12 protein-coding genes and 1 pseudogene are annotated in these 14779 nt (G+C 60.5%); 9 read left to right on the top strand and 4 right to left on the bottom strand.

Annotated elements, in window-relative coordinates:
• Positions 1 to 390 precede the first annotated feature (390 nt).
• Positions 391 to 2241: a DUF262 domain-containing protein gene (locus ACR65J_RS00450; protein WP_440165088.1), complete on the top strand. Its 1851-nt coding sequence runs from the start codon at positions 391 to 393 to the stop codon at positions 2239 to 2241.
• Positions 2242 to 2485: 244 nt separating this feature from the next.
• Here ACR65J_RS00450 and ACR65J_RS00445 read toward each other — a convergent pair whose 3' ends face one another.
• From ACR65J_RS00445 to ACR65J_RS00435, 3 genes are all read right to left on the bottom strand, one after another.
• Positions 2486 to 3028, bottom strand: a complete 543-nt coding sequence (locus tag ACR65J_RS00445; protein WP_440165086.1) for a TY-Chap2 family putative peptide chaperone — start codon at positions 3026 to 3028, stop codon at positions 2486 to 2488.
• Between the two features lie 155 nt (positions 3029 to 3183).
• A complete protein-coding gene (locus tag ACR65J_RS00440) occupies positions 3184 to 4374 on the bottom strand; it encodes a hypothetical protein (RefSeq protein WP_440165084.1) in 1191 nt (396 codons plus the stop codon).
• Between the two features lie 79 nt (positions 4375 to 4453).
• The gene (locus ACR65J_RS00435; RefSeq protein ID WP_440165082.1) at positions 4454 to 5119 is read right to left on the bottom strand and encodes an NrtR DNA-binding winged helix domain-containing protein; all 666 of its coding nucleotides are present in this window, start codon (positions 5117 to 5119) and stop codon (positions 4454 to 4456) included.
• A gap of 93 nt (positions 5120 to 5212) precedes the next feature.
• Here ACR65J_RS00435 and ACR65J_RS00430 point away from each other — a divergent pair, with 93 nt between their 5' ends.
• From ACR65J_RS00430 to ACR65J_RS00410, 5 genes and pseudogenes are all read left to right on the top strand, one after another.
• Positions 5213 to 6178: an ARPP-1 family domain-containing protein gene (locus ACR65J_RS00430; RefSeq protein ID WP_440165080.1), complete on the top strand. Its 966-nt coding sequence runs from the start codon at positions 5213 to 5215 to the stop codon at positions 6176 to 6178.
• A pseudogene (locus tag ACR65J_RS00425) lies at positions 6175 to 6735 on the top strand (ADP-ribosylglycohydrolase family protein); the annotation flags it as partial. The gene ACR65J_RS00430 and the pseudogene ACR65J_RS00425, both read left to right, overlap by 4 nt.
• Positions 6726 to 7697, top strand: a complete 972-nt coding sequence (locus ACR65J_RS00420; protein WP_498794716.1) for an ADP-ribosylglycohydrolase family protein — start codon at positions 6726 to 6728, stop codon at positions 7695 to 7697. The pseudogene ACR65J_RS00425 and the gene ACR65J_RS00420, both read left to right, overlap by 10 nt.
• Before the next feature lie 29 nt (positions 7698 to 7726).
• The gene (locus ACR65J_RS00415) at positions 7727 to 8728 is read left to right on the top strand and encodes a homing endonuclease associated repeat-containing protein (protein WP_440165078.1); all 1002 of its coding nucleotides are present in this window, start codon (positions 7727 to 7729) and stop codon (positions 8726 to 8728) included.
• A gap of 22 nt (positions 8729 to 8750) precedes the next feature.
• Positions 8751 to 10355 carry a TY-Chap domain-containing protein gene (locus ACR65J_RS00410; RefSeq protein WP_440165076.1) on the top strand — a complete coding sequence of 535 codons (1605 nt, stop codon included), beginning with the start codon at positions 8751 to 8753 and terminating at the stop codon, positions 10353 to 10355.
• Here the strand turns inward: ACR65J_RS00410 and ACR65J_RS00405 are convergent.
• Positions 10352 to 11683 (bottom strand): hypothetical protein, encoded by a 1332-nt coding sequence (locus ACR65J_RS00405; RefSeq protein WP_440165074.1) that lies wholly within the window; start codon positions 11681 to 11683, stop codon positions 10352 to 10354. The two genes, ACR65J_RS00410 and ACR65J_RS00405, sit on opposite strands and share 4 nt — an antisense overlap.
• A gap of 143 nt (positions 11684 to 11826) precedes the next feature.
• Between ACR65J_RS00405 and ACR65J_RS00400 the strand changes: the two genes are divergently transcribed.
• From ACR65J_RS00400 to ACR65J_RS00390, 3 genes are all read left to right on the top strand, one after another.
• Entirely contained in the window at positions 11827 to 12090 is a 264-nt protein-coding gene (locus ACR65J_RS00400) for a hypothetical protein (protein WP_440165072.1), read from the top strand.
• Between the two features lie 399 nt (positions 12091 to 12489).
• The gene (locus ACR65J_RS00395; protein ID WP_440165071.1) at positions 12490 to 13053 is read left to right on the top strand and encodes a hypothetical protein; all 564 of its coding nucleotides are present in this window, start codon (positions 12490 to 12492) and stop codon (positions 13051 to 13053) included.
• Positions 13050 to 14738: a nuclease-related domain-containing DEAD/DEAH box helicase gene (locus ACR65J_RS00390; RefSeq protein WP_440165068.1), complete on the top strand. Its 1689-nt coding sequence runs from the start codon at positions 13050 to 13052 to the stop codon at positions 14736 to 14738. The genes ACR65J_RS00395 and ACR65J_RS00390 overlap by 4 nt, the downstream gene beginning before the upstream one ends.
• Positions 14739 to 14779 lie beyond the last annotated feature (41 nt).

The following is a 14779-nucleotide window of genomic DNA, read 5'->3' as shown; positions in this document are numbered from 1 at the left end:
CTGGGCATCGGGAAAAGGGCGGTATAGCTGCGCTGGACATTGAAATCCGCATGCCAAGAGAGCCGGCGACTTGCACCTTGGAGCGGTCAGTACTTGTACGTACTGGGGGCATGGATACAGCAGCGATAGCCATTGAATCCTCGGATCAGGGCAGCCGAGACTGCACAAAATGCGACTTCGACTTCGTATGGTCGATTTTGTATATCAGGTGACACGTCGCGATGGACGTAAAACCCAGAGTAGCTAGGCCTTGGTGCGTCGACGCGTTTAAATATTCAGCGAGAAAGCCTTTTGTTGTAGGCCAAGGTTTTCCGTACCCTCCGCGCGACGTGGGCACTAGAGTCGTCACAGGATCCGAGTCCGCTCCGATTTCACACACCAGGGGGAAAATTGCAGGCAGATACTCTAACTTTAAAATCAGTCCTTGGTCTCGAACGCAGATATGTGATCCCGACCTTTCAGCGGGACTATGAGTGGACGCTCGAAGGCCAATGGCGGCTGCTCCATGAGGATCTGATGGCTGCAGCCGAAAGACTGCAGCAAGCCCGGCAGCATGCCGATGCCTCGGGTGAACCTAGAGCCAGCGCCGATAGGAAAGTGACGCCTCATTTTCTGGGAGCGATTGTTTGCGAGCAGCTGCCGTCATCGACCGGCGGAGTGGATCAGCGGGCTGTTATCGACGGGCAGCAGCGCCTAACCACACTGCAGCTTCTAGCCAGAGGAATTCTGGACGTGCTCCGGGAAAAAGCTTCCCCACGAGCGGCGCAAATGGGACGACTAATAAGGAACCCCACCGATGTGGCTATTGAACCTCTGGACCAGTACAAACTGTGGCCGCGGCGAAAAGACCGCGAGGTTTGGCCTGAGGCCGTGTCAGATGAGATTCCTTCCAGCACTGGCCACCTCTATCTCTCGGCACGATCGTTCTTTGCGGGTCAGACACGAGCTGCTGTCGAAGCAGATCCTGATGGCGAACTGCTGGACGCGATCGTTGATACGTTCTTGGGTCTGTTCAAACTTGTGGTCATAGACCTCGAGGACAATGACGACGCCCAGGTAATTTTCGAAGTACTTAACGGACGCCAGACTCCCCTTTCCGCAACTGACTTGGTTAAGAATCTGCTGTTTCTCCGCGGGGATCTCCGTGGCGAAGAGGAACTCGAAGTACTGTATGACCAGTATTGGGCTCCGCTAGACGAGGCCTGGTGGAAGACCACGGTGGGCAGCGGGCACGCAGCCCGTGGACGCCGGGACGTTCTCCTATCCTCTTGGCTCACGGCCGTTTCAGGACAGGAGGCCGCTGTCGGCCACCTGTACGGGCAGGTTCGTTCGTACTTGGCGACGAACAATCGAGCCACTAAGTCAGTACTCCAAGAACTCAGCGATTACGCCGCCGCCTATGTAACCGTTTATCATCCAGAGCGAGCAGAGTCGGCCACCCTGAGACAGGCCTACGCGCAACTGGACCGCGTTCGAGTTCTGACAGCAGTGCCTCTTCTCCTGTGGCTTCGCACGCTTCCAAGCCACGAGCTTCCACTTTCTGATCACGAGCGTGCGGTAGGCGCGATTGAGTCTTGGGTGATGCGACGCATGATCACTGGCGCAAACACCAGGGGCTATGGCACCTTCTTTGTGGACGTGTTGAAGTCTGCGCAGGCTGCGCATCGTGGGGGGCGCAGTATTCCTGAGGCCATCACGGCCTACTTGAGCTCTGCGTCCCAAGGGTTAGCCTGGCCAACTGACGATGACGTGTCCTCATCTTTCGCTTACAACAAGTTCTACAATTCCTTCACTCAGGAAAGGATCCGACTCATCCTAGGTGCAATCGATAAGCACCTCCAGCTTGAGAACCCTCGCACAGAGCCCGCGACGTTCGATTATGAACAACTGCAGATTGAGCACATCCTTCCTTCCTCGTGGCAGTCCCATTGGCCATTGAACATAGACGACCCAGCGCAGCTTGAGCTGGCTGCGCAACAGCGTCATTCGGCTGCACACCGCATAGGCAACCTCACTCTCGTAACGTCTAGGTTCAACCAAGGTGTTTCTAACTTCGCATGGGACGTCAAACGCCCCGAGTTCGCCCTGGAGTCCAGTCTCCAACTCAACAAGTCTCTGGGTTCGCTAGAGTGTTGGGACGAAAACTCAATTCAAGCCAGAGCAAGACAACTCGCTGAGGTTGCCTGTCGTGTATGGCCCCGGAACACAGCGGCCGCTGAGGGCTCGACGAACATCCCCTGAACGACAGATGGCGAATATGGACGAGCTGGTCCCCTCAACGGCATTCGCCGTCTCACCGTAGTGATCCGGTCGCGGCGGCTGGCCACCCCCAGTGTCAGTCGCCGCTTTCTGGGATCGGGCACCTTGGTGACGGAGCATGTTGCGCGCGTACGCCAGCCCTTAGGGTGGCTATACCTCGTGGTTTTGTTTCGGCTGTCACCTGGTACCAGTCCATATCCGAGCCATGCGGGCGCGGCCTAAGACATTATGGAAGGACAGCTCCGAAAACCTCCCCGATCATGGGTGTCATACGGTGCGAGTGGGCGTGGTAGCGCTCAAGCAGGTTTACGTGTTGATCCGAAATCCGCACGTTTCCGTCGGGCGTGAGAAGGGCCACGCAGTCGCCGTTTCGGATCAAGTTCCAAGCACCAGCGGGTGTCTGTAAATCGGTGGCGATAAAATCCCAGGTAGCTTTGTCACCAACTACAAGGGCCGCAATGTGCGCCATAGCTCGATAGACAAGTGTGCGCTCAGTCGTCGGCGCCGCCAGCCTCCTTACAGGCAGCCCAATTTTTTCTTCCAGTTCTTTGATAAGAGCACGTCGGTCATCAGTGGCAAGAAGTTCTGAGGGGCCCACAAGCTCTCTTCCACCCACACTGACAATTGCACTTCGCGAAATGTTAATAGTTGGTCCGGCTGAGCTTACTAGCGTCAGCCCGTCCAGCCCCTCGCTATACAAAACATAGTGAGGGTGACGGCGCGCCAATTCGCTTGCCAACCAAAAGACAACCGCCTTGGTGTGACGCATGAGGGAACTATCCGCGAAAGCCGGACTGGGGACGCGGACCTCTGCAGTCGCGGAAAGTCGTCGGAGTGGAACATCAGCATCACTGTGTCCCAATAAATGCGCTTCATGTGACCCTGAATACCAGAGCCCCGTTACCCGAGATCTCTTAAAGCTGCCTAACGGTCCAACTGGTGCGGCCACAACCATGATCTCGGCTTCACAAGCCGAAGATACGCGAAAAAGATTGTTGCCCGCGGCGTAAAGTTGCGAATGCCAGCCTGCCATTTTTCCAGCTCAAGGACAAACTTAGGCAGGCACCCTTCCATAGAGCTATATACGCGCCAATCCCCAGCGGGGGGGCCGTCGTTGCCGATGCCGAGCTGCCACTGCAAGTGCACGTGCATATGAAGTGATCCGCATTCTGAAAATGACTTGGCGTTTCCAAGTGTTTCGTAGATTTGGCTCACCTTCCGGCCCGACGTACGTAGCGCAAAACCAAGCGAAGTATGCGGCTGCGGCAGCCAATCCGCTTGGGGGTGTGCAAAGTACATGAGTGCGTCGGTGCCCCATACACGTGACACAAGCGAAAGCTCACGTGTCTCGTTTGGCATACCCATCAGAATCCATCGCGCCACCCCTAGGGCTGGATCGGACCAGCCCAAAGGCCCAAGCGCAAGATGGGGTAAAGGTGTCCAATAACTAATCAACTTCCAAAGCTCGTCTTTAATCATCCCTTTGCGCATAAACCAAGTCGAATCCCAGCCAGCGAGCGTGTGGAACATTGGTCCTATGCCCAAGGACCACGGCGTGTAATCGCCGAGCAGATCCGGCTCGTGGGCCATCCAGTCGTTACTCAGGGGTTCCTTCAACTTTGGTGCAGGACCATGGGCTGAACTGTGTAGGAGCTGAGTAACAAATCGGCGAATGTGCCTCCAAGCTCTATTAATCAGTTGGCTATCAAGCAGATCCGCCGCAATCCCGGCCTGCTTGAGCGAATCATCACACGCCAGGTTGAGCAGGGCAACGGCGGCTTGCGGACTGTTCTCGATTCCTAAGGGTCCCCGAACGATTGACGACATCTCATTGGTCACCGTCTCAAGCGAGGGCAGCCGGTTGTTCTTCAACAGCGAAGGAAGGACCAGCCCGGTTGATTTCAGCAGACTCCGGAGGACTGTTATGGCGCGCTCAACCCGTGCCCGTTCTTGCGCACTACCATCAAAGCTCAACTGCACCTGCTGCCACTTCTTGATGGCTGTTGAAAGTTCGCTAGTTCGATATTTTGCCAGCAGCGACAGCACCGCAGCAGACTCCAAAGTCAGAAGATCATCATCTAGGGATTCGACAGGGATCCAAGCTCTGATAGGCATGGCTTGACCATATTTGATGATCGACAGTACGGGCGGAGTTCTACAGATTTAACGCCATGTTTTGCCCTTTACCACCACGTCAACTGTGCACCCACAACCGCGAGGGCCTCCCCCGCGTTCCGTCCGACATTTGCCCAGTCCCCGCCAGCTTCGGCTCCATGAACCGGCGGAAGGTGTCCCGCATCAAAGGCGCGCCGGCCACAACCTCATGCAGCTCCCGCAGCTCCTTCAATGTGAACGGCTCATCAAGCAGCGCCCCAGGATCGGGTGCCTCGGCGTAAGCAGCCCGCAGCCATTCCACTGCCTTTACCACCATGTCCGCATGCCCATATGGCAGTCCGGCGATCAGCTCCGGTTCCCCGGTCACGGAAGCCAGCCGGACGCCGTCGGACTTCAACGCTTCCTCCAAAGCCGCGAGCGGCACCACGTCGACGTGCGCCACTGACAGCACCCAGCCACGATCATCACGGCCAGGCTCATCAAACACCTGCAGCTGCCGCGGCACCCGCCCCGAGATCCTGGCCTTCTCCCGCAGGCACCGCAGCACCGCATCCGCCAGCGTTTCCCGTTCGCGCAGAAACGTCCCCGGCAGGGCCCACTTCCCGTGCTGATGGTCCTCCGCACGGCGCACCAGCAGCACGCACAAACTTCCCTCGGAAACTGTCAGCACCGCAGTGTCCACTGCCACCGACGGCCGCGGAAAGTCGAGCAGGGACGGACCAGAGCTGTTCGTGGAATCCTTCACGACTCCATTTATCTCAGTATTGCGCTAAAGAAGCAATCTGTGCATACTGGACGCAATTAGCGCACAAATGCGATAAATCAACTGGAGGTACTCATGAAAGTTCCCCAGCTCCACGTCGGAGCCGGCACCAGCCTCGGTCCGCTCAGCATCTTCCCCGTCTGGACTTCCGCGCCGGGAAGCCTCGGCATCAGCGCCGGCACCCACGCAAACGTCGCCGTCACCGAACTTGCCACCGGTGCCCAAGTGTCCCGCCTCACCGTCACCAACAACGGCCCGCACCCGGCACTGCTGCTGGAAGGGGAGCTGCTCGAAGGCGGCCAGCAGCACCGGACCTGCGCCCGCGACGTCGTCCTCGGCCCGGGCGAAACCCGCGACATCGACACCTTCTGCGTCGAGGCCGGCCGCTGGGAAGCCGGACAATCCAGCCATCGGCGGCAGGCCCGGCGCGCGCCGCTGAACGTGTGGTCTGAGCTGGCCAACGGCCGCACCGGGCAACGGGTCGGCGACCGGCAGGACCGCATCTGGGAGCGGGTTCGCCGGTTCGACGCCGCCCGCGGCGCCTCCGCCACCAGCTCCCTCCTCCAGCACATGGACTGGTTTCAGGACAACAAGGAGGAACGGAACCGGTTCAGCCCCGCGGACGCGCCCGCCCCGCTGGAGGGCCAGCGCGGCCTGGTGATCGGCCTGGCCCGGCAGCCGCTGCTCCTGGAGGTCTTCGGCACCAGCACGCTCTTCCGCCGCCATTACCGGCAGCTGGTCGAGTCGGCGCTGCTGGACCTCGAGCTCCTGCCACCCCACGCGCTGGCCGCCGGGCCGACGCCCGGCCAGCGCGCCCGCGACTTCGCCGCTCACGTCCAAGCGATGGACTTCGGCCCGTTCGACGGCGGCGCAGCGGCCGTGGAGGTACGGAACCACGGCTCCCTCCGGAGCCGCAACGTCACCCGCTCCGCCGGAACGGTCACCGCCGCCGGCATCGCCGTCGCACTCCCCCAGCGCTCACCCCAGCTGGCCCACCTGGCCGGCTGGAACAACCACCACTCACTTATGGAGATGGCATGAAACTAAACCCCCTGCAAAAAGACCGCACGGCCGGCGTCCTCGTCGCCATGGCCGCTGGCGACGCCCTCGGAGCCGGCTACGAGTTCGGCGCCCCGCTCCCGGACGGCGCCGGCGTCAGCATGAAGGGTGGCGGCCCGTTCGGGTTCGCTCCCGCGGAATGGACCGACGACACGTCCATGGCCGTCCCGATCGCCGAGGCACTGCTCGAATCCGCGTCCGACGGCGGTGCCTCTTCCCCCGCCGCGCTCACCGGCGTGGTGCGGGCGTGGACTGCCTGGGCGGCGGAGGCGAAGGACGTGGGTACACAGACCAGCTCCGTCATCGCTGGCGCCCGGGGTCGGGCTGTTGCTTGCGGCCGCGAGGTTCAGGCCGCTGACTTCGCTGCCGCCGACTTCCATGCCAGGACCGGCCGCAGCGCCGGCAACGGGTCGCTGATGCGCACTGCTCCCCTGGCCTTGGCATACCTGGACCGGGAGCCTGCCGAACTGATGGCCGCCGCCGGCGAGCTCAGCGCCCCGACCCATGCCGATCCTGATGCGGAGGAGGCGTGCGGCCTGTGGTGCGTTGCCATCCGTCATGCAGTCCTCACCGGTGTACTCGATGTCCGGGCCGGCCTGCCGCTGCTGCCCGCCGCGAGGGCCTCCTTGTGGCTGGAGCGGATCGAGACGGCAGGAGGTCCAGGCCCCGGGACTTCACCCGCAACGGCTGGGTGGTTGAGGCATTCCAGGGAGCGTGGAGCGCCATCCACTATGCCGGGCTGTCCGCTGCTGGTCCCGTCCACCTCCGGGCTGCATTGGAGGAGGCAGTGCGCGGTGGGCGCGACACCGACACGGTGGCCGCCATCGCTGGCGGCCTGCTGGGCGCGGCTTACGGCTACACCGCAGTCCCGTTCGGGTGGCGCCGGCGGCTTCACGGGTGGCCGGGCCTGCGGGCCCGCGACCTGATGGTCCTGGGCATGGAACTGGGCCGGGGCGACGGCCGCCGGCACCTGTCCTGGCCGCGGGCGGAACGGCACGACTACAGCATGTGGGACCGCACGAACTCGCTCGTCCAGCACCCGCACGACGGCGGCGTGTGGCTGGGCGGGGTCGATGCCCTTGAGCGGGTGGCTGAACTAGGAATCGACACGGTGGTGTCGCTCTGCCGGCTGGGCACGCTGGATGTGCCGGGTGTGGCACCGGAGGACCATGCGACTTTCTGGGTGGTCGACTCGGCTGTTGAAGACGACAACGCACATGCCGCCTTTGTCCTCGAGGAGGCGGCGGTCGCCGTCGGGCACTACCGGGCGGAGGGCAAGACCGTACTGCTGCACTGTGTCCGGGCGGAGTCCCGCACCCCTACTGTTGCGGCTCTGTACGGGGCCCGCGTTGCCGGCATTTCTGCCATGGACGCGTTGGCAGACCTGCAGCGCGTCCTGCCTGGCGCGCGGCCGCATGCGCTGTTTATGCGCCTTCTGCAAGATGCACAGGCTGCTGGCCATTCCGCAACCACCGAAGCCACGACCGCCGCTGCCGAGTAATGTCCGAGCCTGCTGATAGGAATATGACCATGACAACAACCCCTGAACTCAGCCGGGAGCAGCGCGATGCTGCAATGGTTGAGCGCTACGCCGACGGCGAGACGCTGGACGCCATCGGCCAGAGCTTCGGCATCACCCGCGAGCGGGTCCGGCAGATCATCGCCAAAGTGGGCGGAACGAACGCAGAGGAATCCCGCAAGAAAAGGGCCGCTGACCGAGAAGCTGCTGTTCAAGACAGTCACAGCGCGTTTCTCAGTAGCTATGAAGGACTCGCACGGCAGATGGCACGCCGGGGTTGCACCCGTGTGGACGCCATCAACAGGCTAGAAGCTCTTCACCCGGGCATCGACAGGGAACTTGCCGAAGACGCACTCAAGTCGTCGGATATCGTCTTTGACTACAGCCAAACAGACGACATCTTCTCGAAAGAAACGGTCGCTGCCGGCATCTGGTACCTACTCGGTTCAGATCTAGGCCTCTCGCCAGACCGGGAGTGGGCTGCCGTCTACTTGGAACTGTCACTGATGACCGAGCTTCGTGACGCATTGGAAGCAGCCGAAGTGACACCAGATGACGTGGCCACCATCCTCGGTGTGATCGGAGCGGCGCAGAAGCACGTCGAACAGAACCCGTCTACCAGCATTACCGCACAGCGTTACCACCGGCTCCGCGGTGAGCTGATTCCCGCCCTCGGACTGGTCTCTCGCAAAGGTTCGAACGCCTGGCCGCCAACCGGCCAGACGCTGATGAAGCGTTTCGGGAGCTGGAATAACGCCTTAGAAGCCCTGGGTATCGGAACCACGAAACAGGGCCGGCCAAAAGGACTGCTCAAGTTCACGCGGGAGGACTACGACAACGCTGTTAGGGACTACTGCGCTTCAGCGCGGGCGGCGAATACAAAGGCAACCAATGCGGGATACGACGTGTGGGCTAGGGCAGAGCGCGCCAACGGCCGTGGAAGACCCTCAATAGCATCCGTACGCGGTATCTACGGCTCGTGGTCGGACGCCGTCCGTTCGGTGCAGGAGTAGGCGTTTGGAAGAGGGGGACGTAATGAGAGAACAGTCGCTCATGCCGGGGATCAGAATGCCGCCGGCTTACGTGCTTGAGCCAGAAGCATTGTTGGAGGCCTACCGAAGGGGTGATCCTTTTCGGGTAATGGCGGCGAATTTCGAGGGCACGGCAGATGACATCTGTCAGGCGCTCGTCAAGCGGTCCACCACATCCAAAGACGAGCTTGAACGGTACCGATCAGTTCGGCGAAGGACCCAAGCAACCATGGACTCGATGTGGGCTAACCGGGAATTGATTACAAGGTTGGACGACTCGGGCATTGAATCCTCCAAAATACCGGTGATTCTCGACGCTCTCGGAAAAAGTATCGATGTCCAGGTGGCAGCTGAACTTTTGCATCTCCCAGGCATCCCCACGGAGAAGCCAGGCCGGGACAATTCCCCGCGGCAGATTGGTGACAAACTAAGCCTGCTTTACGTGATGGGGATGCATCACGGAATCGCACCGGACTATGCCTTGGCCTTGGGAAAGATGTCGCTCGAGGCTGTCGGCGAACTGCGCGACTTGTTTCACCCAACCGTCCCCTACTTCCGTACGGCGGAGGTTCTGGCGGTAATTGAGGCCACGGCGATGGCTGTTCGGACGGGAAAGATCACTAGCTTGTCCTGTGCAGCTTATGAAGATACGGCGGAGAAGGCTCGCCGCGACTTGGGGCACGTCAGTCGCGAAAAGAGTAACCCGTGGCCGGTTCCGGCGCCCCAGCTCATTCGGCGGTGTGGCCAGGGATATTGGGAGGACGTTCTGAGTTCTCTGGGCTTGGGGCTACTCTCCGCCGACCACAGGTTCAGCGAAGATGACTATTTCCAAGCTGTGGACGACTTCACGGAGGAGTGCATCGACTTCGAGTACCCGATGGACATCGACATTTACGACCGTTGGGTTTTTGCGGAGATGTCGATCCGTCAGGATCGCCCCTCCGCTATGGAGTTGATCGGTCACTACGGCAGCTGGGACGAAGCGATCGAAGCTGTACTGCCACAGGAGCAAGAAGGCGACGAAGAACCGGACACCCACGAGTTCTACTGGGGCTTCCCATTCGGATTTGAGGATGAAAGCTTGATTATCAATGAATTGGCCTCCCACCGCGAGGCCGAGGAATGGCACCAAGCAGGCGAACTCATCGGCCAGCTCTTGGCAGAGATGCCTTGGAACAGCTTTCTGCGCATCGAATATGACGGCAGTGAGGAGATCACAACTCGGCCCTATGCGCAGGCCACGCCGAGCGCCGACGGTGTGTGGTGCGAAATTGTGTCTGAGCAATACCTGCCGGCAGCTGAGTGGCCCATCAACAGGCGCTATTTTGAGAACAATGACTGGGCAGAGCCGGATGACGAGGCGCCTAACTGGTGGAAGGCGAGGGTGCCGTTGACCGACGCCGGACGTCAGCTTGTGCTTGGGCTCAGACTCGGTCGGGGTTGCAGGGACGCACACAGACTCCGCTGGAGCACAGGTGAGTTTCCCTCCGGCCCAGGCCCGGACGGTGGCGCACTTTGGACGATGCCCTTGCCGGCACAGTACAGACCCTGCGCAACGCGAGCTGACCACCAAGGGGAACCTCTCGTCCCCATAAGTGCCGTCTCTTAGACCCTTATCGTCTCAAGTGGAATGGCAGGAAGCCCTGGTGCCGCGAAGTACAGTGGTGCCTGTTCCGAGCCGGCATCGGCAATTGAGCGCGGCAACTGCAGCCGTGCGGCAGTACTCCTTAGGGACTCAAATCCGGCAGTACCATATTCATCACCGCTTGAGGTACCAACAATCAGCGAGACATTGGTTTGGTTGGCGGTCATGGCAAGGAAATCGATAAGGACTTGCACAGCCTCTGCTGACTCGGCAATTTGAAGTTGGTCTGCTGTGACTCTTGTCAGGGCATCAAGATCGTCAATGAAGATAGCGATAGGACGTGCCAAGTCCACAGGAATCCGAAAGTCCCTTACGTCTTTAGTGCCTAGCCTTCGACAAGCATCGAGGCGTGGGAAAACTTGATCGCAAACTAGCCGCAGGAGTTCCCGCGCCTGCACGACTCCTGTGGACATGGCCTCCCGATGATGTCGCCAATTGGCGCTGAAGGCGGAATCCGGTGCGGACGCGGCGACCCAAGTCGGCACTCCATGTTCCTGCGCAGCTATGGCCATCGTGGCGATCAATTCCGACCTTCCGGAACGTGAACCGCCCTGTACCACCAGGTTTTGCGCCCAAACTGTCGAGAAGTTAACACCTCCGATGCCGACAGGCAGCTCCAAAAACACATCCCCCACGGAACCTTCACCTAGACCTACAACGGGAGCGAAGTACGTTGAGGCGGATCCTACGGGCCATTCATAAATTGCGGTTCCCTCAGGAAAGACAGCCTCCTTCAGGTCGCCGAGCAGGTATTGAGTGGTATCCGTCTGGTCGCGACTGCCGAACTGAATCCGGCAGGCATCGCCTAAACCACCGACAAGAAGCTTGCAGATGTCCAAGTCGCGACCAGCCAGCACCAGTGACGCTCCCCCTTGAGGGGGGTGAGACATTAGCCAGTCGAGCTTTTCGGCAAGGAGCGATGAGTATGAATGGGCATCAGCCTGGAGTAACTCAGCGCCGTTGACGATGACAGTTGTACCGCGCGGATCCTCATGCATTCCCCCAAAGATCTCGCCGACCTTCATACAGGCTTCCCCCATGGATCTGGAAAGTGTCCTCATGCCTTCCAACATCCATCCATAGTCACCTCCGACGAGGTCGATAACGTGCGTCGCACTGGTACGGCAAAACTGGCTGATGATGTCGTCGAGGTATGTCCTTCCCGTCGTCGCTGGAGCTTGACCGCGGATCAGCAGAATTCCTCCGCCTGCCGGCCAACGTTCAGCCGCATCACCGAGGTGGAGACGCCCGCCGTCAGGCAAAGTCCCAAGCATTATGGGGCGGTCATTCATGTATAAGGCTCCGATCACGGTTGAAGGCTGGAAGAAAGTTTATTGCCAGGAACAGACACTGCCCCACAATAATTGTCGGACCTCGTATTCATAGTGCCCTCAAGGGCTCACAAAAATGCCTCGAAATACTTGGGAGGAACCAGATGGCAGATGGCTACGAAGTCTTTGATACGGGGCACAATAGGCTGGTTTTTCAACACCAACGGCTGAATGCACAGCAAGTCAAACAAGTCATGGTCGGGCTGCGTGCGCTCCATTTGAGTGGTGCCGAGGAGGCACGAATGGTGCTTTTGAAAGCATGCGGCCGACGCGTCACGCTGGTTACGGAATTGTATGACGTGGAACTCCACAAAGTGGAGGCCTACATTGCCCGGGAGAAGCGCCGTCGCTTACTTGGGGCGCCCTGACCTCATGGGTCGAACAAAGCCCCCTTCGTGTCGCCTGGACCAGACGGACGCCAAGTCGCCCACCGGGCTCGTGCGTCAGGATCGGACATCGCCGTCGTAACTTTCACCCGCTCAATCCACCGACTCCGCGTCACCGGGGGAGCCGCTCCGGTGCCGAACCCTTGCAGACCACATCCGACCCGCAGTTCCGGGATTTGCCTCAGGCCGCCAGGACAGTCTCTATTTTTGAAACTTCTGGTGACGCGAACCATGCAATCAGATAATGACGGGCCGTGCTGATACAAATATGATCTGAAACATCTTCTGAACTCAGCGAGGAGCAACACCACGCTGCGGTGGCCGGAGCCCAAGAACCGTGCGCGTGCAAATGCGCAGCAGTGGAAAGATTAATACCCCGTGATGGAAATGCTCAGCGGAGCCAGCGTAGACACGTTCAGGAATCTCGTATTATCCGCTGCCGTGATTGTCGGCTTCCTGTTTCTACTCGGAAGCCGTGTGTCCACTCCCCTGACAATCGCCGCCAGGCTTGTCACTGCCGCCACTGCAGGTACGGCGGCCTTTGCCGCGGCCAATCTCGCGGTGGTCTTCTACATCCTTGCGCACCTCATGGATGCGCGCTGGTCGGTAGGGAGAGATGCAACGCTTCAGAGCCCTGAACTGTCTGCAGGACCGTTCTTCCAGCCCGTCACCGACACCTTGAATGACATCTTGGACGGCCTGACGGGCAACTTAAACAATGTCATTGCCCTGAAGAACGCGTTCCTCACCATGCCGGAATTTATCATCGCCGCGGGTTGGGCATCCTTCGCACTGGTGGGCTTTGCGATCGCGAATCGCATTCTTTCCTCGATCATCGAAAAGAAACAGATGAAACAGATCGACCGGAATACGCAGGACCTTGCTGATATCCGCGCCCAGATTGGGTTGCCCGCCTTCCAGGACACCAAGGTTGGGGCGCGGTGAGGTGCATTCCGGAGGAACCGGAGTTCGGTGACGGTCAGTTGGCGGAAAAGGCCGTCTGGAGGGCACTGAAGGACAGCCTCCCCGACGACTGCGTTCTGGCCCAGTCAGTCCAGATCCGCGACGGCCGCAACGAGTACGAGATTGACCTGCTGGTCCTCTGGCCGAACGTGGGCATGGCGGCGATCGAGGTCAAGGGCGGCCAAGTCAGTATCGCCGACGGGCAGTGGTACCAGTCGGACCGGAACCAGAAGCGCAAGATCAAGAGTCCCGTCGCGCAGTCGCAGAGCTCACTTCATGCGCTCAAGGACTGGCTTGAGATCCAGCTAGGTTCGCGCATCAGCAGCCGCTGTGCCTACATGGTCAGCCTGCCCTATACCGATGTGCCGCGGAATTGGACCATGGCTGGATGCCCTCGGTCACTCATCCTCGACAAAGATGACAGCAAGTCCCCCGCGGAGCTCGTCCGCCATGCCATTGAAAACGAAGGCGGCGGCGCCTCCCCGCTCGCCCCGGCCTTCCTGGAACGCATCGTCCGGAAGCTTGGCGGAAACCTGGACACCGCCGTCGTACCTTCCACCACATCCCAGGAGGACGAGGCAGCACAGGATCATCTCACCGAGCGCCAGTCCGTGCTGCTTCAGGCCACCCGCTCGCTCCCCCGGATCCGCTTCACCGGCGGAGCCGGCAGCGGAAAGACTTGGCTCGCCGTCGAAAAAGCCCGCATCCTCAGCAAGCAGGGCAAGCGCGTGGGTCTGTTCTGCTACAACAAGGGCCTTGGGCAGTACCTTCAGGACCGTGTAGAAACATGGCGGCGGCAGGCGAAGCCGGTGTTTACAGGCGAGTTCCACGAGTACGTGCGCGGGCTGGGCGTTCCCGACGGCAAGGGGCAGGACTACTTCGACGTCGAGATGCCCCGCCTGTTGAAGGAGCTGGCAGCCGGGATGGCGCCGCACGAGCGGCTGGACGCAGTCATCGTGGATGAAGCGCAGGACTTCGCTCCTCTCTGGTGGGACGCGCTGCTCGCCTGCACCAGCGACCCCGACACCGGTGAGGTGTACGCCTTTATGGATGACCGGCAGGACGTCTACCAGCGCTGGGGAGGCGCGACGGCGGATCTCACCCATGGCCCGATGGCCACGCTGGTGCCCATCCACATTGACGACAATCTCCGCAACACCCGAAAGATCGCCGAGACCTTCAAGCCCTTCGCGGGGGACCATTTCACGCCGCGCGGCAGCACCGGCTTGCCCGTACGGTTCGTGGATTGCCCCACCGACGACGCGCTCGACGTCGCGGAAGACTGCCTGAATGCGCTGATTGACGAGGGCTGGGCGAACAACCAAATTGCGCTTCTCACTACTAAAGACCGCCACCCGATCCACCTAGACTACTTCCAGCGCGGTGCCACGGAGGAATACTGGCGGGACTTCCACGCCAACGACGGCGAGTTCTACGGCCACGTGCTGGGCTTCAAGGGTCTGGAACGGTCCGTTGTTGTCCTTTGTGTCAACGGGTTCAAGGACATGAGTAGGGCCCGGGAACAACTCTACGTCGGGTTGTCCCGGGCCCGGAGCCTGCTTGTGGTTGTGGGCGACTCCGGGCTGCTGGAGCAGGCCGGCGGGCGTGAACTGAAGCTCGCACTATCACGAGCGCATGTGTGGCAGCCGGCGCTGGAAGACGATTAGTGGCGCTGCTCACCTAAATTGTCGGTGCCTCGCCATACTCT

The organism is Arthrobacter sp. SAFR-044 (assembly GCF_059414985.1).
Note: the sequence above shows the minus strand (reverse complement) of the source record. Positions and strands in the feature narration are given on the sequence as shown.